The sequence below is a fragment of the Variovorax sp. efr-133-TYG-130 genome (assembly GCF_030208835.1).
GTDB lineage: Bacteria > Pseudomonadota > Gammaproteobacteria > Burkholderiales > Burkholderiaceae_C > Variovorax.
On record NZ_JARVTD010000007.1, the window covers coordinates 39,473 to 56,337 of the forward strand.

Annotated in this window: 17 protein-coding genes and 1 pseudogene; 6 read left to right on the forward strand and 12 right to left on the reverse strand. The window is 68.7% G+C overall.

Features of this window, described 5'->3' with window-relative positions; all coding sequences use genetic code 11:
• Window positions 1-52 precede the first annotated feature (52 nt).
• The 3 genes from QRN67_RS08715 to argS all read right to left on the reverse strand — a co-directional run bounded on the left by QRN67_RS08715 (window position 53) and on the right by argS (window position 3,311).
• Entirely contained in the window at window positions 53-700 is a 648-nt protein-coding gene (locus tag QRN67_RS08715; protein WP_285411491.1) for a thiol:disulfide interchange protein DsbA/DsbL, read from the reverse strand.
• 149 nt (window positions 701-849) lie between these two features.
• Complete coding sequence (locus tag QRN67_RS08720; protein ID WP_285411492.1) at window positions 850-1,614, reverse strand: SPOR domain-containing protein; 765 nt, start codon at window positions 1,612-1,614, stop codon at window positions 850-852.
• Window positions 1,615-1,625: 11 nt separating this feature from the next.
• Window positions 1,626-3,311 (reverse strand): arginine--tRNA ligase, encoded by a 1,686-nt coding sequence (gene argS / locus QRN67_RS08725; protein ID WP_285411493.1) that lies wholly within the window; start codon window positions 3,309-3,311, stop codon window positions 1,626-1,628.
• A gap of 130 nt (window positions 3,312-3,441) precedes the next feature.
• Between argS and QRN67_RS08730 the strand changes: the two genes are divergently transcribed.
• Window positions 3,442-3,774 (forward strand): hypothetical protein, encoded by a 333-nt coding sequence (locus QRN67_RS08730; RefSeq protein ID WP_106935952.1) that lies wholly within the window; start codon window positions 3,442-3,444, stop codon window positions 3,772-3,774.
• 57 nt (window positions 3,775-3,831) lie between these two features.
• Here the strand turns inward: QRN67_RS08730 and QRN67_RS08735 are convergent, their stop codons facing one another.
• The 5 genes from QRN67_RS08735 to QRN67_RS08755 all read right to left on the reverse strand — a co-directional run bounded on the left by QRN67_RS08735 (window position 3,832) and on the right by QRN67_RS08755 (window position 8,562).
• Window positions 3,832-4,284, reverse strand: coding sequence for a DUF2214 family protein (locus QRN67_RS08735; protein ID WP_106935953.1), 453 nt, complete (start codon window positions 4,282-4,284; stop codon window positions 3,832-3,834).
• 201 nt (window positions 4,285-4,485) lie between these two features.
• Window positions 4,486-5,412 carry a LysR family transcriptional regulator gene (locus tag QRN67_RS08740; RefSeq protein WP_081270063.1) on the reverse strand — a complete coding sequence of 309 codons (927 nt, stop codon included), beginning with the start codon at window positions 5,410-5,412 and terminating at the stop codon, window positions 4,486-4,488.
• A 43-nt stretch (window positions 5,413-5,455) separates the two neighbouring features.
• Complete coding sequence (locus QRN67_RS08745) at window positions 5,456-6,436, reverse strand: Bug family tripartite tricarboxylate transporter substrate binding protein (RefSeq protein ID WP_285411494.1); 981 nt, start codon at window positions 6,434-6,436, stop codon at window positions 5,456-5,458.
• Window positions 6,437-6,440: 4 nt separating this feature from the next.
• Complete coding sequence (locus QRN67_RS08750; RefSeq protein WP_106935955.1) at window positions 6,441-7,631, reverse strand: CaiB/BaiF CoA transferase family protein; 1,191 nt, start codon at window positions 7,629-7,631, stop codon at window positions 6,441-6,443.
• The gene (locus tag QRN67_RS08755) at window positions 7,624-8,562 is read right to left on the reverse strand and encodes a hydroxymethylglutaryl-CoA lyase (protein WP_285411495.1); all 939 of its coding nucleotides are present in this window, start codon (window positions 8,560-8,562) and stop codon (window positions 7,624-7,626) included. Before QRN67_RS08755 ends, QRN67_RS08750 begins: the two co-directional genes overlap by 8 nt.
• 116 nt (window positions 8,563-8,678) lie before the next feature.
• Here QRN67_RS08755 and QRN67_RS08760 point away from each other — a divergent pair, with 116 nt between their 5' ends.
• Window positions 8,679-9,419, forward strand: a complete 741-nt coding sequence (locus tag QRN67_RS08760) for an IclR family transcriptional regulator (RefSeq protein WP_285411496.1) — start codon at window positions 8,679-8,681, stop codon at window positions 9,417-9,419.
• A gap of 24 nt (window positions 9,420-9,443) precedes the next feature.
• On the opposite strand, the pseudogene hisC reads toward QRN67_RS08760, so the two are convergent.
• Window positions 9,444-10,421, reverse strand: a pseudogene (gene hisC / locus QRN67_RS08765) (histidinol-phosphate transaminase); the annotation flags it as partial.
• 204 nt (window positions 10,422-10,625) lie between these two features.
• Between hisC and QRN67_RS08770 the strand changes: the two are divergent.
• Window positions 10,626-12,800 (forward strand): malate synthase G, encoded by a 2,175-nt coding sequence (locus tag QRN67_RS08770; RefSeq protein ID WP_285411498.1) that lies wholly within the window; start codon window positions 10,626-10,628, stop codon window positions 12,798-12,800.
• Window positions 12,801-12,927: 127 nt separating this feature from the next.
• Window positions 12,928-14,238, forward strand: coding sequence for an MFS transporter (locus QRN67_RS08775; protein ID WP_503010885.1), 1,311 nt, complete (start codon window positions 12,928-12,930; stop codon window positions 14,236-14,238).
• Here the strand turns inward: QRN67_RS08775 and QRN67_RS08780 are convergent.
• The gene (locus QRN67_RS08780; RefSeq protein WP_106935961.1) at window positions 14,217-14,432 is read right to left on the reverse strand and encodes a hypothetical protein; all 216 of its coding nucleotides are present in this window, start codon (window positions 14,430-14,432) and stop codon (window positions 14,217-14,219) included. The two genes, QRN67_RS08775 and QRN67_RS08780, sit on opposite strands and share 22 nt — an antisense overlap.
• Window positions 14,433-14,600: 168 nt before the next feature.
• Complete coding sequence (locus QRN67_RS08785) at window positions 14,601-14,858, reverse strand: hypothetical protein (protein ID WP_285411500.1); 258 nt, start codon at window positions 14,856-14,858, stop codon at window positions 14,601-14,603.
• Between QRN67_RS08785 and QRN67_RS08790 the strand changes: the two genes are divergently transcribed.
• Complete coding sequence (locus QRN67_RS08790) at window positions 14,845-15,423, forward strand: fasciclin domain-containing protein (RefSeq protein WP_106935962.1); 579 nt, start codon at window positions 14,845-14,847, stop codon at window positions 15,421-15,423. The two genes, QRN67_RS08785 and QRN67_RS08790, sit on opposite strands and share 14 nt — an antisense overlap.
• Before the next feature lie 7 nt (window positions 15,424-15,430).
• Here QRN67_RS08790 and QRN67_RS08795 read toward each other — a convergent pair whose 3' ends face one another.
• Complete coding sequence (locus QRN67_RS08795) at window positions 15,431-16,357, reverse strand: LysR substrate-binding domain-containing protein (protein WP_285411501.1); 927 nt, start codon at window positions 16,355-16,357, stop codon at window positions 15,431-15,433.
• An 82-nt stretch (window positions 16,358-16,439) separates the two neighbouring features.
• On the opposite strand from QRN67_RS08795, the gene QRN67_RS08800 reads away from it, so the two are divergent.
• Window positions 16,440-16,772, forward strand: a complete 333-nt coding sequence (locus tag QRN67_RS08800) for a DUF2917 domain-containing protein (RefSeq protein WP_285411502.1) — start codon at window positions 16,440-16,442, stop codon at window positions 16,770-16,772.
• Window positions 16,773-16,865: the final 93 nt, after the last annotated feature.

The window sequence follows — 16,865 nt, forward strand, 5'->3', positions numbered from 1 at the left end:
CCGAAGCGGGCCGGGGATGAGGCGCGGCGCCACGAGGTGCGCAAAGCCCGTGTCAGCCCTTCTTGGCTTCGCCCACGAGGTAGTTCACGACCTGCAGCACCTTGGTCATGCTGCCGGCGGTTTCGCCGTCCACGTACCAGCGGCCGGCCACGGCCATCGCCGGCACCCCGGCCACCTTGTAGGCGTCGGTCATCTGCGAAGCCCGCTTGGCCTTGCTGGCCACGCCGAACGAGGTGAACAGTTCCTTGAACTTCGCGGCGTCGAGGCCGTTGGCGGCGGCCCAGGCAATGATGTTGGCGTCGCCGTTCACGTTCTGGCGCTGTGCGTGGATCGCGTTGAACACCTTCGGCTGGTATTCGTCGACCTTGCCCATGGCCTCGAGCGTGTAGTACAGGCGCTGCTTGGCTTCGACGTCGTTGCCCACGAAAGGCACCGGGATGCGGCGGAAGGCCACTTCCTTGGGGGCCGACTTGACCCAGGCTTCGAGCGACGGCTCGAAGTCGTTGCAATGGGGGCAGTTGTACGAGAAGAACTCGACCACTTCGACCTTGCCGGCCGGCGCGTCGACGGGCACGCGCTTGTCGAGCACCAGGTACTCGGTGCCGGCCTTGGGCGCACGCGCCTGGGCATGGGCCGGGTTGGCGGCCAGGGACAGCAGCCCGAGCGAGGTGGCGGCCAGCGAAAAGTCACGACGTTTCATTGAAAGGGTTCTCCAGTTGGTACGGCAGACTGAGCCGGCACGCGGCGGGGAGTTCCCCCGCCCGCGGCGCGCCCAAGGCGATGAATGGTGGCGGCAGATACCGCGCGGCGAAGCTTAAGGGCTATTGGTGGCAATCGATCGCCACGGCTTCAGCGCTGCACCCGCACGAGCGCTGAATCGAGACCGCCGCCGTCCAGGCGCTCCTTGAGCCGGTCGGCGTCTTCCTTCTTGTTGAAGGGGCCGGCCCGCACGCGGTAGACGGTGCGGCCCGCCTGCTCGCGCTCGGTGACCTTGGCCTCGACGCCCATCAGCGACAGCTTGGCGCGCTGGGCCTCGGCGTCGTCGGTGGTGCGGAAGGCGCCGGCCTGCACGAAGTACATGAACGGGTCGGCGCCCGAGCTGCTGCTGGCGGCGCTGCTGTTGCTGCTGGGCGCGGCCGACGCGGTGGTCGTGCTGCCGGAGCCGCCGCCCGAGCGGGCGCGCGCCAGGTCGCCCAGCGGGTCGTTCGACGGCGGCAGCGCGTTGGCCTCGGCGGGCGCGGGGGCGGTGCGCGGCTTGGCGGCGGTGGGGGGCACCACCACGGGCACGGGCGGCGCGGTGGTCGCCGGCGCGGTGGCAGGCGCGACGGCGGTGGTGGCCGGCTCGCCGGTGACGGGATTGACCGGACCGCCCGCGGCCGGCGCCGGCTTGGGCGCGCCAGCCTTGCCTGCCAGCGGCGCGTTCGGGTCCCAGTCGCGGTTCTTGCGGGCCTCGGCCTCGTCCTGCTCGGCGCCGCCGCGCTGCGTCTTGGTCACGAAAGGAATCGGCACCTTGGTCACGTAGACCGCGATGCCCAGCGCGACGCCCAGGCCGAGCACCAGCCCGATGATCAGGCCGATGACGATGTTGCCGCGTTGTCTGGTTGTCTTCTTCATGGTGGGGTGGTTCACATCTTGCTCGGCGCACTGACGCCGAGAATCGCGAGGCCATTGTGCAGCACCTGCGCGGTCGCGGCGACCAGCGCCAGGCGGGCCAGCTTGACCTTCTCGTCGTCCACCAGGATGCGCTCGGCGTCGTAGTAGCTGTGGTAGCTGGCGGCCAGCTCGCGCAGGTAGAAAGTGACGTCGTGCGGGGCGAAATCGCGCGCAGCGGCGGTGAGCATGGCCGGGTACTTGGCCAGCAGCAGCATCAGCGCCTGGGCCGCCGGGCTTTCCAGCGGCGACAGGTCGACGCCCGCCAGCGTGGCGCGGTCGCCGCCCCAGCCCGCCAGCACCGAGCAGATGCGCGCATGCGCGTACTGCACGTAGTACACCGGGTTGTCGTTGTTCTTGGTGACCGCGAGGTCGACGTCGAAGGTGTACTCGGTGTCCGGCTTGCGGCTCAGCAGGAAGAAGCGCACGGCGTCGGTGCTGGTCCATTCGATCAGGTCGCGCAGCGTGACGTAGCTGCCGGCGCGCTTGCTGATCTTGACCTCCTCGCCGCCCTTGACCACGCGCACCATGGTGTGCAGCACGTAGTCGGGGTAGCCCTCGGGGATGCCCTCGCCCACGGCCTGCAGGCCGGCGCGCACCCGGGCGATGGTGCCGTGGTGGTCGGTGCCCTGGATGTTGACGACCTTGTGGAAGCCGCGCTCCCACTTGGCGATGTGGTACGCCACGTCGGGCACGAAGTAGGTGTACGTGCCGTCCTGCTTCTTCATGACGCGGTCTTTGTCGTCGCCGTAGTCGGTCGACTTCAGCCACAGCGCGCCGTCCTGCTCGTAGGTCTTGCCGGCGGCCACCAGCTTCTGCACGGCGGCCTCGACGCGGCCGCTGGTGTAGAGGCTCGACTCCAGGTAGTACTGGTCGAAGTGCACGCGGAAGGCCTGCAGGTCCAGGTCCTGTTCGCGGCGCAGGTAGGCCACGGCGAACTCGCGGATGGCGTCGATGTCCTCGATGTCGCCGGTGGCGGTGACTTCGCGGTCTTCCGACTTGACGGTCTTCTTGGCCTTGAAGTCTTCGGCGATGTCGGCGATGTAGTCGCCGTTGTAGGCCGGCGCCTTTTCGCCGCTGGGCCATTCGGCGTCGCCGGGCTTGAAGCCGCGCGCGCGCAGCTGGGTGCTGTTGGCCAGCGTCTGGATCTGCACGCCGGCGTCGTTGTAGTAGTACTCGCGCCACACGCTCTCGCCCTGCGAGGCGCGCAGGTTGCAGATGGCATCGCCCAGCGCGGCCTGGCGGCCGTGGCCGACGTGCAGCGGGCCGGTCGGGTTGGCGGAGACGAACTCGACCAGCACCTTCTCGCCGGTTGCGGGCTGCTGGCCGAAGCTTTCGCCGGCCGACAGCACCTCGCGCACGATCTGCTGCTTGGCCGCCGTCTTCAGGCGAATGTTGAGGAAGCCGGGGCCGGCGATCTCGATGGCCTCGACCCATTGGCCGAAAGCGGGGGTTGCGAGCAAGGCGGCGCTGAGCTGTTCGGCCAGCTCGCGCGGCTTGCGCGCTAGCGGTTTGGCGAGCTGCATGGCTGCCGTGCTGGCGAAATCGCCATGGGCGGCCACCTTGGGCGACTCGAACGCGGCTTTGGAGCCAGCGCCGGGCGAGAGGGATTCGAGCGTGTTCGCGAGCGCCGCGAGCAGCTCCTGTTTGACCAATAGCATCTGCGAATTTTACCGGGGGCAAACCCGGGAGCTGTTGACGATGGTCATCCAATCGTGAACCTGGCCCGTTACGATGGTCGGCCCCGGGGCGGGGCAACTGTCACAACCAACCTTGCAAGGACATATCACCATGAAGAAGTTCCTTTCCCTGGTAGCCCTGGGCGCCTGTCTCTCCTTCGGCGCCTACGCGCAAGACAAGGCCGCCGCACCGGCGGCCGCTCCCGCCGCCATGGCCGCGCCGGCCGCCGGCGCCAGCTGCGACGCCAAGGCTGTCGACAAGAACGGCAAGGCCCTGGCCGGCGCCGCCAAGGCCAGCTTCGTCAAGAAGTGCGAAAAGGACGCCAAGGCCGCCGCCGCTCCCGCCTGCGCCACCAAGGCTGTGGACAAGAACGGCAAGGCCCTGGCCGGCGCCGCCAAGAACAGCTTCATGAAGAAGTGCGAAGCGGACGCAGCCAAGGGCTGATTCACCGCCAGCGCTGAAAAAGCCCGCCTCGCGCGGGCTTTTTTTCGTCCCGGCTTCCTATTTGCCGAAGCCGCGCGCCAGGAACACCGCCACCAGCGGAATCAGCGCGATCAGGTGCGCCTGCACCATCACCAGCTTGCGCGTCTTCCTGATGTCGGCCTCGTCCGGCAGCTTGCCGGTGGCGCGCAGCGTCTTGCGCCAGCGGAAATAGGTGAGCGTCGGGAAGATCGAAAGCACGCCGACGATGATGAACAGCCCCAGCTTCACGTGCAGCAGCGGGTTGGTCCAGTACCAGGCCGTGCCCTTCATGCCCCACCAGGTGCGCGCGATGCCGGTGGCGAGCACGGCGATGGCCGCGATGCCGTAGACCATGTCGACCTTGGCCAGCCGCTCCACCACCGCTGCGTTGAGCCACTGCACCCGGCACAGCGCCGCTTCGCTGGAGATGAACACGACCATCGTCAGGATGGCCAATATGTGCAGGTAGGCGAGGATGGCTTCGAGCGTCATCGGTGACTTTCAAGGATGTGGCTCGCCCCCAGGCTGCGCGCACTTCGTGTCGCTTCGCCAACCCACTGCCGGGGGCAACACCTGAGGCCCGGCAAAGCCGGTTCCTCGGTGTTTCGCGAAGGAGCCTCGATCGCTGTCAACGTGGGGAGCGCGTCAACAGAATTTCAAATGTGAAGAGATTGTGCCGCCGCACCCCTGCCCTCAGGCCCTGCCGCCCCAGAATTCCGGGTTCCCGTATTGCTCCTTGAGGAAATCAAGCCACAGCCGCACCCGCAGCGGCAGGTGCTTGGCGCCCGCGAACACCGCGTAGATGCCGTTGGGCGGCGCGGCGAATTCGTCGAGCAGCGGCACGAGCAGGCCGGCGTCGATCTCGGCCTCTACCTCCCAGGTGCTGCGCCAGGCGATGCCGTGGCCGGCCAGGCACCAGTCGTGCAGCACCTGGCCGTCGGAGCAATCGAGCGGGCCGCTGGGCCGCAGGTGGATCAGCTCCTGCGCGCCGGCCTCGGTGGTCACGCGAAAGGCCCAGCCGCGCGTCTGCGAAGCGTCGCTCGACAGCGTGAGGCAGGCAAAGCGCGAAAGCTCGCCCGGATGCTTCGGCTTGCCGTGCCGGCGCACGAAGTCGGGCGTGGCGACGCAGCGGCGGCGGTTGTCGGCCAGCCGCACGCTCACCAGCGACGAATCGGGCAGGTCGCCCACGCGCACCGCGCAGTCGAAGCTCTCGCCGGTGACGTCGACCACCCGGTCGCTGAGGTTCAGCGAAATCGTCACCTCCGGATGCAGCGCATGAAAGCGCGGCACCAGCGGCGCGACGTGGCGTCGGCCGAAGCCGGCCGGCGCCGTCACCCGCAGGTGGCCGCTCGCCTTGACGCCGCCGGCACTCACGCTGGCCTCGGCGTTGGCGAATTCGGTCAGCAGGCGCTGGCAGTCTTCGAGGAAGGCGCTGCCCTCGTGCGTGAGCGTGATGCGGCGCGTGGTGCGCACCAGCAGCTTGACGCCCAGCCGCTCTTCGAGCGCGTCGAGCCGGCGGCCCATGATGGCCGGGGCCACGCCCTCGGCCTTGGCCGCGGCGGTGAGGCCGCCCCGGGTCGCGACGGAAACGAAGGATTCGAGCTGCTTGAGGCGGTCCATGGCGGGCGGAACTATATCCCCCCGCCCCGCGAAGGAAGCGGCCTTATTCGGGCCGCACGCCCGCCTCGCGCACCGCCGCGCCCCAGCGCGCATGCTCGGCCTTGATGTACTGCGCCGCCTGCTCCGGGCTGCCGCCGCCGGGCGTGCTGCCTTCGGCCAGCAGTTGCGAGATGGTCGCCGGCCTGGCCAGCGCCTTGCCGATGGCGGCGTTGAGCTTCTTCACGATGTCGGCGGGCGTTCGGGCGGGCACGACGATGGCCTTCCAGTCCACCGCCTCGAAGCCCTGGTAGCTCTCGCCCACCGTCGGCACGTCGGGCATCACCGGCAGGCGCTTGGCCGAGGTGACGGCCAGCGCGCGCAGCTTGCCGCCCTTCACCATCGAGAGCGCGCCCTGCGGCGTGGCGAACATGTAGTCGGTCTGCCCGCCGAGCAGGTCGGTGATGGCGGGCGCGGCGCCCTTGTAGGGCACGTTGAGCACCTTGAAGCCGGCGCGCTTGGCGAGCACCTCGCCGGCCATGTGGCCCAGCGTGCCGGTGCCCGCGAGCGCCTGCTTGATCTCGCCCGGCCTGGCCTTGGCGGCCGCGACCAGTTCGGCCAGCGACTTGTACGGCGCCTCCGTGCGCACCACCAGCACCACCGGCTGCGAGGCCACCACGGCCACCGGCACCAGGTCCTTCAGCGCGTCGTAGGGCATCTTGGGGAACAGCGTCGGGTTGATCGCGAGGTTGGCGGTCTGGCCCAGGCCGATGGTGTAGCCGTCGGGCTTGGCCTTGGCCACCACGTCCATGCCGATGTTGCCGTTGCCGCCCGCGCGGTTGTCGACGATGAAGGTCCACTTGGTGTCGTCCATGACCTTCTGCGCGATCAGCCGCGCCACGATGTCGGTGGCGCCGCCGGGCGTGTAGGGCACGACGAGGCGCACCGGCTTGTCGGGCCAGGCCGTTTCGGCGAGGACGGGTGCGGCGCTCAGGCATGCCGCGGCCGCGGCGCAGGCGAGCAGTGCGCGCCGTGTGATCGATTGCATGGGGTCAGTCTCCGAGGGTGATGTTGTGTTTTGCGAGCGCGGCGATCTGTTCGTCGCTGTAGCCCACTTCTTTGAGGAGTTCGCGGCTGTGTTCGCCGATGTGCGGCGGCTGCAGCCGGATGCCGGGGCGTTCGCCGTCCAGCGTGAACGGCATCAGCGGCACCTTGGCCGTGCTGCCGTCGTTCATGCGCACCGGCGCGAGGCCGCCGGTGGCGTTGAGGTGCGGGTCGTCGAACAGCGCCTGCGGCTTGGTGATGGGCGCGAAGGGCAGCTCGTTGCGCTCGAACACGGCGGCCAGCTCGGCGGCGCTGCGGTCCGCCAGGTGCGAGCGCAGGATGGGCATCATCCAGTCGCGCGCCAGCACGCGGTCGTTGTTGGTCTTCAGGCGCGGATCGGCCAGCATGTCCTCCAGGCCGAAGGCCTTGCAGAAGATGGCCCACTGCTTGTCGCTGACGGCCGCCAGGAAGATCTGCTCGCCGTCTTTCACGGTGAACACGTCGTACACCGCCCAGGCCGAGATGCGGCTGGGCATCGGGTCGGCCGCCTTGCCGGTGGCGGCAAACTGCATCATGTGCTGCGCCACCAGGAACACGTTGTTCTCGAACAGCGCCGACTGCACCTCGCAGCCCTTGCCGGTGAGCTCGCGCTGGCGCAGCGCGGCCATCGCTCCGATGGCGCCGAACATGCCGCCCATGATGTCGTTCACGCTGGTGCCGGCGCGCAGCGGGTCGCCGGCGCGGCCGGTCATGTAGGCCAGGCCGCCCATCATCTGCACCACCTCGTCGAGCGCGGTGCGGTGGTCGTAGGGGCCGGGCAAGAAGCCCTTGTGGCTCACGTAGATGAGGCGCGGGTTGAGCCTGGCCAGCGTGTCGTAGTCCAGCCCCAGCTTCTTCATGGTTCCGGGCTTGAAGTTCTCACTGACGATGTCGGCGGTGGCGATGAGGCGCAACGCGGCCTCCACGCCCTCGGGCTTCTTCAGGTCGAGCGCGATGCTCTTCTTGTTGCGGTTGAAAGTCGGGAAGAAGCCCGCGCCGGAGCCCAGCAGGCGGCGCGTGTTGTCGCCCTCGATGGGCTCGACCTTGATGACCTCGGCGCCGAGGTCGGCCAGCAGCAGCCCGCAGGTCGGGCCCATGACCATGTGGGTGAACTCGACGACGCGAACGCCGGCGTACGGCAGGGGATTGGCTTCAGACATGTTGTGCGATGTGTTCCTGGACGAAGCCCTTGGGCAATCCGGCTTCCGGCGTCATGCCGTAGACCGGCTCGCCCGGCAGGCCGGCCATGAGCGGCGCGCGCGCCGCGATGAGTTTCCGGATGTCGATGCCGGTGCGCACGCCCATGGCCTCGAACATGAAGACGAGGTCTTCGGTGACGGCATTGCCCGAGGCGCCCGGCGCATAGGGGCAGCCGCCCAGGCCGCCGAGCGAAGCGTCGAAGGTGCGCACGCCCTCGTCCCACGCCGCCAGGCAGTTGGCGATGCCCAGGCCGCGCGTGTTGTGCATGTGGGCGGCGCCCGCGTGCACGCCGATCTCCGCGCGCAGCCGCCTGAACAGCCGGCGCACCTGCGCGGGGTTGGCATAGCCGACGGTGTCCGACAGGCCCGATTCGTCCGCGCCGGCCTCGATGCATTGCGCGGCCAGGCGGATCACGTCGTCTTCCGGCACCAGGCCCTGCAGGGTGCAGCCGAAGGCGGTGGAGATGCCCGCCTCCAGCTTCACGCGCGGCGCGATGGCGTTGCGCAGCTCGGAGATGGCGCGCACTTCTTCCACCATTTCCGTCGGCGTCTTGCGCACGTTGGCCAGCGAATGCGCCACGCTTGCAGACACCGGCATGGTGAGCTTGTGCACGCCGGCCTCCAGCGCGGCCTGCGCGCCCTTGCGGTTGGGCACCAGCGCCATCACCACCAGCCCGGGCAGCGTGATTGCATGGCGCACCACCTCGGCGGCGTCGGCCATCTGCGGCAGCAGCTTCGCGGGCACGAAGGAAGCGACCTCGATCTCGCGCACGCCGGCGGCGTAGAGCGCGTCGATCCAGCGCAGCTTGCTGGCGGTGGGCATGGTGGCCTTGACCGACTGCAGGCCGTCGCGCGGGCCGACCTCGCTGATGAGGACGTCTGGGGGTGTCATCGGATCTGTCTCCTGTGCTGGAATCTCTTGACAGTTCTGTCTTATAGAACTACATTCCGTTAAACAGAATTAGACCGCCGATCCGCCCTGGCTGTCAAGCCGAGCCATTCCCGCCCATGCCACGCAAAGCCCAGACTCAATCCGCCTCCGACCTGAATGCCGCCCCCGGCGGCGCCGCCGCGGTCGACCGCGCGCTGAGCCTGCTCTCGGCGTTCCGCCCGGGCGACGAGGCGCTGTCGCTCGCGCAGTTCGCCGAACGCACGCAGCTCTACAAGAGCACCGTGCTGCGGCTGCTGGCTTCGCTCGAACACGCGCGGCTGATCCGCCGCCAGGACGACGGCCGCTATGCGCTGGGCATGGAGATCGCGCGGCTACATGGGCTGTATGCGGCGTCGCTTTCGGTCGACCGCATCGTGCTGCCGGTGCTGCGCGCGCTCGCGGCGACCACCGGCGAAAGCGCGGCGTATCACGTGCGGCAGGCGCAGGGCGGCAGCTGGGTGCGGCTGTGCCAGTTCCGGATCGATTCATCGCACGTGGTGCGCGACCATGTGCGCGCCGGCGACCTGCTGCCCAACGACCGGGGCGCGGGTGCGCGCGTGCTCATCGCCTTCGGCCCGGAGTGCGACCTGCCGCTCGGCGCCGAAGAACGCAAGCTCTACGAGGACATTCGCGCGAGGGGCTACTGCGCGCTGGTGGGCGACCGCACCGCCGAACTGGCGGGAATCTCGGCGCCGGTGTTCCATGCGGACGGCAGCCTCGCGGCGGCCGTGACGCTGACGATGCCCACGCACCGGTACGACGAGCGCTATATCGAGCCGGTGCGCGCCGCGGCGAAGGAGCTGAGCGGGCAGGTCTGACGCCGCCCGGCTTCAGTCCGTCAGTCAGCGCAGCGCGGCGAGCACCGCGCGGTTCTGCTCGGGCAGCCCCACGCTGATGCGCAGCCATTGCGGCAGGCCGTAGGGGCCGAGCAGCGACACCTCGATGCCGGCGGCCAGCAGGCGCGCATGCACCGCCTGCGCATCGCCGACCTGCACCATCAGGAAGTTGCCGGAAGAAGGAACGCAGGGCAGGCCAAGCTCCTTGAAGCCGGCCGCGAGCTGGTCGCGCCCCGCGGTGTTGAGCGCGTAGGTGCGCGCCAGGAAGTCCGCGTCGCCGAGCGCGGCCACCGCGGCGGCCTGTGCGGGCGTCGTCACGTTGAAGCGCGGGCGGTGTGCGTTCATGCGCGCCGTGAGCGCCGGCTGCGACACGCCGTAGCCGATGCGCAGCCCGGCCAGGCCGAAGGCCTTGGAGAAAGTGCGCGCCACGATCAGGTTCGGCAGGCGGCGCACCCACTCGATGCTGTCGTAGCGCTGCGCGGGCGAGAGGTATTCGGTGTAGGCCTCGTCCAGCAGCACTGTCACATGCGCGGGCACCGACTGCAAGAAGGCCAGCAGCGGCGCGGCGTCGATGAAGGTGCCGGTGGGATTGTTGGGGTTGGCCACGAACACCAGTCTGGTGTCGTCGCCGATGGCGGCGCGCATGGCGTCGAGGTCGTGGCCGAACTCGCGCGCCGGCACGACGGTTGCGTGCGCATGGGCATGCGCCGTGGCCGCGGCATAGACGATGAAGCCGTACTGCGAATAGACGACGCCCTCGCCCGGCTTCAGGCTCACCTGGGCCGCCAGCTCGAGGATCTCGCTCGACCCGCTGCCCAGCGTGAGCCAGTCGGCCGGCACGTCGAGCCGGGCGGCCAGCGCGTTCTTCAGGGCCGTGCCGTTGCTGTCGGGGTAGTTGCCCGCGCCCTCGAGCGCGGCGGCGGCGGCGCGACGGGCCGATTCAGGCATGCCGAGGGGGTTTTCGTTGGAGGCCAGCAGAATCATGGAACAGGTCGGGATTTATTTAAGAAGTTAAATATATCCGTCGGTCACGGCATTCTTGTCAGTGCCTACCCTTTGCGCGCCGCAGCTCGCTCGTTCGATTACCTCTATTTTTGTCACGGATAAATCCCGCTTGCGGCTCTTACTGGCCAGCAAAGTATCGAATAAAGTTCATCCCAAGACTGCATCTTTCTCAAGGAGAACCCCATGACCGCCCGCACCACCGCCCACGGACTCCAGGTCGCGACCGAGCTCCACCGCTTCATCGAGGACAAGGTCCTGCCCGCCAGCGGCGTGGCCAGCGACGTCTTCTGGAAAGGCTTCGACGCCATCGTCAGCGACCTCGCGCCGAAGAACATCGCCCTGCTCGCCGAACGCGACCGCCTGCAGAGCGAGCTCGACGCCTGGCACAAGAAGAACCCCGGCCCCATCGCCGACATGCCGGCCTACCGCGCCTTCCTCGAGAAGATCGGCTACCTGCTGCCGCAGCCCAAGGGCGCGAAGGCCACCACGGCCAACGTCGACTCCGAACTCGCGCTGCAGGCAGGCCCGCAGTTGGTGGTGCCCATCCTCAATGCGCGTTACGCACTGAACGCCGCCAACGCACGCTGGGGCTCGCTGTACGACGCGCTCTACGGCACCGACGCCATTCCCGAAACCGGCGGCGCCGAAAAGGGCTCCGGCTACAACCCGGTGCGCGGCGCCAAGGTCATCGAGTTCGCGCGCAACGTGCTCGACCAGGCCGCGCCCCTGTCCAACGGCTCGCACAAGCAGGCCACCGGCTACAGCGTGAAGGACGGCAAGCTGGTCGTCGCGCTGCAGAGCAGCAGCACCGGCCTGGCCGACGCATCGCAGTTCATCGGCTACCAAGGCGACGCCGCTTCGCCGTCGTCGGTGCTGCTCAAGCACAACGGCATCCACCTCGACATCCGCATCGACCGCTCCACGCCCATCGGCAAGAGCGACGCGGCCGGCGTGAGCGACCTGGTGCTCGAAGCCGCGCTCTCGACCATCCTCGACCTCGAAGACTCGGTGGCCGTGGTCGACGCGGCCGACAAGGTGGTCGCGTATTCGAACTGGCTGGGCATCGTCGAAGGCACGCTGACCGAAGAAGTCGCCAAGGGCGGCAAGACCTTCACACGCGGCCTGAACCCCGACCGCGAATACACCGGCGCCGACGGCAAGCCCGTGAAGCTGCACGGCCGCTCGCTCATGTTCCTGCGCAACGTCGGCCACCTGATGACCAACCCGGCCGTGCTGTATGCGGACGGCAAGGAGATTCCGGAAGGCATCCTGGACGCCGTGGTCACCACCACCATCGCCACCATCGACCTGAAGCGCAAGGGCAACTCGCGCACCGGCAGCATCTACATCGTGAAGCCGAAGATGCACGGCCCGGCCGAAGTGGCCTTTGCCAGCGAGCTGTTCGGCCGCGTCGAACAACTCCTCGGCCTGCCCGCCAACACCGTGAAGCTCGGCATCATGGACGAAGAGCGCCGCACCAGCGTCAACCTGAAGGCCTGCATCGCCGAGGCCGCCGCGCGCGTGGCCTTCATCAACACCGGCTTCCTCGACCGCACCGGCGACGAGATGCACACCGCCATGCAGGGCGGCCCGATGATCCGCAAGGGCGACATGAAGTCCAGCGCGTGGATCGGCGCCTACGAAAAGAACAACGTGCTGGTCGGCCTGTCGTGCGGCCTGCGCGGCAAGGCGCAGATCGGCAAGGGCATGTGGGCCATGCCCGACCTGATGGCCGCGATGCTCGAGCAGAAGATCGCGCACCCCAAGGCCGGCGCCAACACCGCCTGGGTGCCCTCGCCCACCGCCGCCACGCTGCATGCGCTGCACTACCACCAGGTCAGCGTGACCGCGGTGCAGCAGGAGCTGGAAAAGATCGACGCCGACGCAGAGCGCGACAACATCCTCGACGCACTGCTGCAGGTGCCGATCGCGACCGAAGCCAAGTGGACCGCCGAAGAACGCCAGCAGGAAATCGACAACAACGTGCAGGGCATCCTCGGCTACGTGGTGCGCTGGATCGACCAGGGCGTGGGCTGCTCGAAGGTGCCCGACATCCACAACGTCGGCCTGATGGAAGACCGCGCCACGCTGCGCATTTCCAGCCAGCACATCGCCAACTGGCTGCTGCACGGCGTGGTCACCAAGGCGCAGGTCGACGAGACCTTCCAGCGCATGGCCAAGGTGGTCGACGAGCAGAACGCGGGCGACCCGCTCTACCAGCCGATGGCCGGCAACTTCGCGACCTCGGCCGCGTACAAGGCCGCGCAGGACCTGGTGTTCAAGGGCATCGAGCAGCCCAGCGGCTACACCGAGCCGCTGCTGCATGCCTGGCGACTGAAGGTCAAGGGCGAGGCCTGAGTCTTCGCACCGGCGACTGAACGACGTTGAAAGCCGGGCTACCGCAGCCCGGCTTTTTCTTTTGTCGCGAGACTGGGCAATCCATTAGCATTCAGGCCGCCTCATCCTTCCCGGCCCTTCTCTCCTCATGAATCCGAACGCGGCACCCAAGCCCGCGGAGCGCTCACGCCTCTCCCGCATCGCACGCTTCTCACACTGGTCCGCCTCCACGACAGCGATGCTGGTCGCGCTTGCCACGGCCTTCGCCCTGAGCCAGGCCTTCCGCACCGTGGGCGCGATGATGGCCACGCCGCTCTCCCAGAACTTCGGGCTGACGCCGCAGCAGCTCGGCATGTGGGCCGGCACCTTCCATTTCACGTTCGGCGTGATGCAGCTCGGCATGGGCGTGTCGATCGACATGTTCGGCGTGCGCCGCACGGTGCTGAGCGCCTTTCCGCTGGCCATTGCGGGCGCGGTGCTGTGCGCGATGGCGCCGAGCTTCCATGCGCTGCTGCTGGGGCAGGCGCTGATCGGCGTGGGCTGCGCGCCCGCGTTCCTGGCGTGCACGGTGTTCATCGCGCGGCACTTCGATGCGGCGCGCTTCACCGCCATGTCGGGGCTGGTGATGAGCATGGCCGGCTTGGGCATCCTGTTCACCGGCACGCCGCTGGCATTGCTGATCGAAGCCGCATCCTGGCGTGCCGGCTACGCGGCGCTGGCCGGGTTCGCGGTGCTCTCGTGGCTGGTCATCTTCTGGCGCGTGCGCGAGCCCGCGCGCGCGGCGGTAGTACATGGCGGCGGGCAGCAAGTACCGGCGGAACGCCAGTCGTTGCGCAAGGCGGTGCGCGAGCTGCTGCCGCTGTTCGCCATGCCGCACACGCTGGGGCTGCTGTGCTTTGCCTGCGTGTCTTACGCGGCGTTCATCACGCTGCGCGGCTTGTGGCTCGGGCCGGTGCTGCATGAACGGCACGGCCTGTCGCTGGTGGCCAGCGGCAACGTGGCGCTGGTGATGACGGTGGCCGGCATGATCAGCCCCGCGCTGTTCGGCCGCATGGACCCGGGCGGCGCGCGGCGCGGCCGCTGGATGATGGGCTGCGCCGTCGCCGGCGCGCTGATGTTCGGTGCGATGGCGCTGACGCATTCGGCGGTCGTCGACATCGGCCTGCCGGTCATCTACGGCCTGCTCTCGGGCTACAGCGTGCTGCAGTACGCGTACACCAAGAACGCCTACCCGGCGGAGATGACCGGCCGCGCGATGGCGCTGCTGAACATGGCGATGTTCCTCGGCGTGTCGCTGATGCAGTGGACCACCGGCGTGGCCGCGTCGTGGGCGGTGGCGCACGGCGCGGAGCCGTTCCGCGCCGTGTTCCTCACGGTGGCCGGCATGCTGGCTCTGGGAACGCTCGCGTTCCTCGTGCTGCCGCGCTCGCATGGCGGTCAGTCCTCCGTGAAGCGATAGTCGGCCTTCCGCAGGGCCACCTTCTGCGCGCGCCGTTCCGCGCGATGCGTGCGCAGGTGGCGCCCGGCCTTCTGGTTGGATTCGCCGCGCGCCATCGCGGCCACCACGGGATTGCGAGGTGCCGTCGCCGGCACCGAAAAGTAGAACCGGCCCAGACGCTTGTCGTCGTCACGGGCCTTTCGTTGAGCACTCATGTGCGCACACTCCGAAAAACAGAAAGCCCCGGCGAATGGCTGCGCGGGGCCTTTGTCGATGGGCCTCGGCGGGTGCATGGATGCACGTCCGGCCGGGGCGGTCGGTGTGCGTGTCAGGTGTTCAGGAAAAGCTTCATTGATTGGTGCTGTCGCCCGGGAGGTTGGTCGTCACCGGGCGCGGTGAGAAAAGAAACTGTTGCCGAAAAACGAAGGGCGGATTCTGGCGAGCGCCTGCACGAACCGCAAGGCCGACATGCGCGGCTGTGGCGCAAAGCCGACGCGGCACAAATCTGCAACCGGGTGCGAATCCAAACGCGAAGCGGCCCCGTATCCGATCCAAGCGCATCGCGCCTCCGAGCTGTTGGCGGTTTCCACAGACACCTTCAAGAACCATTCTTTCCAGGAGCCTTCAATGAAAAAACTCATGATTGCGGTCGGCGTTTCGGTCCTGCTCGGCGCTTGCGCTGGCGGCATGGGCATGAGCGGCAGTGGCAGCAGCGGCATGTCGTCGAACCCGATGGTCGGCGGCGCCGCGATGTACCCGACGAAGGACATCGTCGACAACGCCGTGAACTCGAAGGATCACACGACCCTGGTCGCCGCGGTCAAGGCCGCAGGCCTGGTCGACACGCTGAAGAGCCCCGGCCCGTTCACCGTGTTCGCGCCCACCAACCAGGCCTTCGCCGCGCTGCCGGCAGGCACCGTCGACACGCTGCTCAAGCCCGAGAACAAGCCCACGCTGACCAAGGTGCTGACGTACCACGTGGTGCCCGGCCGCATGGACGGCCCCGCGCTGATGAGCGCGATCAACGCGGGCGGCGGCAAGGCCGTGCTGAAGACCGCCAGCGGCGGCACGCTGACCGCGACGATGAACGGCGGCAACATCTGGGTGACCGATGCCAAGGGCGGCACCGCGATGGTCACCATCGCCAACGTGTACCAGTCGAACGGCGTGATCCACGTGATCAACAAGGTGCTGCTGCCGGGTTGATCCTCCTTCAGGTCCGCTGCGCGGCGTCCGCCTCGTCGCGCAGCCATTGGGCGAAGTCCTGCGCGTCGCGGTTGCCCGCGGCGCGCTTCGACATCTCGACGAAGTAGGCGCGGCGCGACACGGCGCCTTCGCCCAGCGGCGCCACCAAGCGGCCGTCTCTCACGAGTTCGCGCAGCAGCGGCATCCGGCCGATCACCACGCCCTGCCCCGCCACCGCCGCGGCCACCGCGTCGGCATAGTGGGTGAAGCGCAGCGTGCTCTTCATGCGCAGGTCGGCCAGGCCCATCACGCGCAGCCAGGGTTCCCAGTCGGTCGTCGCCGTTTCGCTGGGGTCGGCGTAGTCGACCGTGAGCAGCGTGAGGCCCGACAGGTCCGACGGCGCATGCAGCGCATCGGCGAGCCTGGGCGCGCACAGCGGCACCACCGATTCCTCGAACAGCGCCGGCCCCACGCCACGGCTGATCGGCGCGAAGCGCACGGCGATGTCGATGCGGCTGCTTTCCAGGTCGAGCACATCGAGCGTGGCCGACACGCGCACGTCCACCTGCGGATGGGTGCCGGTGAAGCGCGCCAGCTTGGGAATGAGCCAGAGCGACGCGAAACCCGGCGTGGTGGTGATCGCCACCTGGCGCGGCGCGGAGTTGGCGCGCACGCGCGCGGTGGCGTCGCGCAGGCGCTCCAGGCTGTCGGTGACGGCGCGCTGCATGACGCCGCCGGCCTCGGTGAGCGACAGCGCGCGGTGGCGCCGCTCGAACAGCAGCACGCCCAGGCTGGCCTCCAGCTGCTGGATCTGCCGGCTCACCGCCGACTGCGTCAGGTGCAGTTCGCCGGCCGCGAGCGTGAAGCTCAGGCGCCGCGCCGCGGCCTCGAAGGTGCGCAGCAGCTCGAGCGGCGGCAGCTCGCCGGCCGGGGCTTTCGCATTCTCTGGGTGCATGCAACGAGTTCCGAATGACCGCGTGTAAGTGCGGGGCCGGCTCACTATATTCATTCGTATCACGAATGCAATGGAGCTTGCCATGAGCACCTCTCCCACCAAATCCGGAGCCACCCCGCGCTTTCACGTCAGCCTGCCGACGCGTTCCGTCTTTGCCGTGCCCGACGGCGCCGGCGTGGGCATCGAATGCCGCAGCGGCTCGGTCTGGGTCACCCTGGACCGCGACACGCGCGACATCGTGCTCGCGCCGGGCGAGCGCTTCGAGAGCACCGAACACCGGCGAGTGCTGGTGTCGGCGCTGGAGCCGTCGTGCATCACCGTGTCGGATGCGCAGCCGGCCGCGATTCCCCTCGCCAGGCGCACCGGCACGCGGTCGCCTTGGCGACTCCTGCCCCACGGGTTGTCCCCGGCTTGACCGGGCACCATGGGCGTCGAACCATCGATGCCCATGAGCCCCGATGCATCCCGATTGCCGCCGCTGTCTGACGGGCGGCTTTTTTGCTTTGGG

Excerpts from the sequence above, each read along its gene's own strand:
- QRN67_RS08715 (WP_285411491.1), bottom strand. The coding sequence starts at position 700 with ATGAAACGTCGTGACTTTTCGCTGGCCGCCACCTCGCTCGGGCTGCTG.
- QRN67_RS08720 (WP_285411492.1), bottom strand. The coding sequence starts at position 1,614 with ATGAAGAAGACAACCAGACAACGCGGCAACATCGTCATCGGCCTGATC.
- argS (WP_285411493.1), bottom strand. The coding sequence starts at position 3,311 with ATGCTATTGGTCAAACAGGAGCTGCTCGCGGCGCTCGCGAACACGCTC.
- QRN67_RS08730 (WP_106935952.1), top strand. The coding sequence starts at position 3,442 with ATGAAGAAGTTCCTTTCCCTGGTAGCCCTGGGCGCCTGTCTCTCCTTC.
- QRN67_RS08735 (WP_106935953.1), bottom strand. The coding sequence starts at position 4,284 with ATGACGCTCGAAGCCATCCTCGCCTACCTGCACATATTGGCCATCCTG.
- QRN67_RS08740 (WP_081270063.1), bottom strand. The coding sequence starts at position 5,412 with ATGGACCGCCTCAAGCAGCTCGAATCCTTCGTTTCCGTCGCGACCCGG.
- QRN67_RS08745 (WP_285411494.1), bottom strand. The coding sequence starts at position 6,436 with ATGCAATCGATCACACGGCGCGCACTGCTCGCCTGCGCCGCGGCCGCG.
- QRN67_RS08750 (WP_106935955.1), bottom strand. The coding sequence starts at position 7,631 with ATGTCTGAAGCCAATCCCCTGCCGTACGCCGGCGTTCGCGTCGTCGAG.
- QRN67_RS08755 (WP_285411495.1), bottom strand. The coding sequence starts at position 8,562 with ATGACACCCCCAGACGTCCTCATCAGCGAGGTCGGCCCGCGCGACGGC.
- QRN67_RS08760 (WP_285411496.1), top strand. The coding sequence starts at position 8,679 with ATGCCACGCAAAGCCCAGACTCAATCCGCCTCCGACCTGAATGCCGCC.
- QRN67_RS08770 (WP_285411498.1), top strand. The coding sequence starts at position 10,626 with ATGACCGCCCGCACCACCGCCCACGGACTCCAGGTCGCGACCGAGCTC.
- QRN67_RS08775 (WP_503010885.1), top strand. The coding sequence starts at position 12,928 with ATGAATCCGAACGCGGCACCCAAGCCCGCGGAGCGCTCACGCCTCTCC.
- QRN67_RS08780 (WP_106935961.1), bottom strand. The coding sequence starts at position 14,432 with ATGAGTGCTCAACGAAAGGCCCGTGACGACGACAAGCGTCTGGGCCGG.
- QRN67_RS08790 (WP_106935962.1), top strand. The coding sequence starts at position 14,845 with ATGAAAAAACTCATGATTGCGGTCGGCGTTTCGGTCCTGCTCGGCGCT.
- QRN67_RS08785 (WP_285411500.1), bottom strand. The coding sequence starts at position 14,858 with ATGAGTTTTTTCATTGAAGGCTCCTGGAAAGAATGGTTCTTGAAGGTG.
- QRN67_RS08795 (WP_285411501.1), bottom strand. The coding sequence starts at position 16,357 with ATGCACCCAGAGAATGCGAAAGCCCCGGCCGGCGAGCTGCCGCCGCTC.
- QRN67_RS08800 (WP_285411502.1), top strand. The coding sequence starts at position 16,440 with ATGAGCACCTCTCCCACCAAATCCGGAGCCACCCCGCGCTTTCACGTC.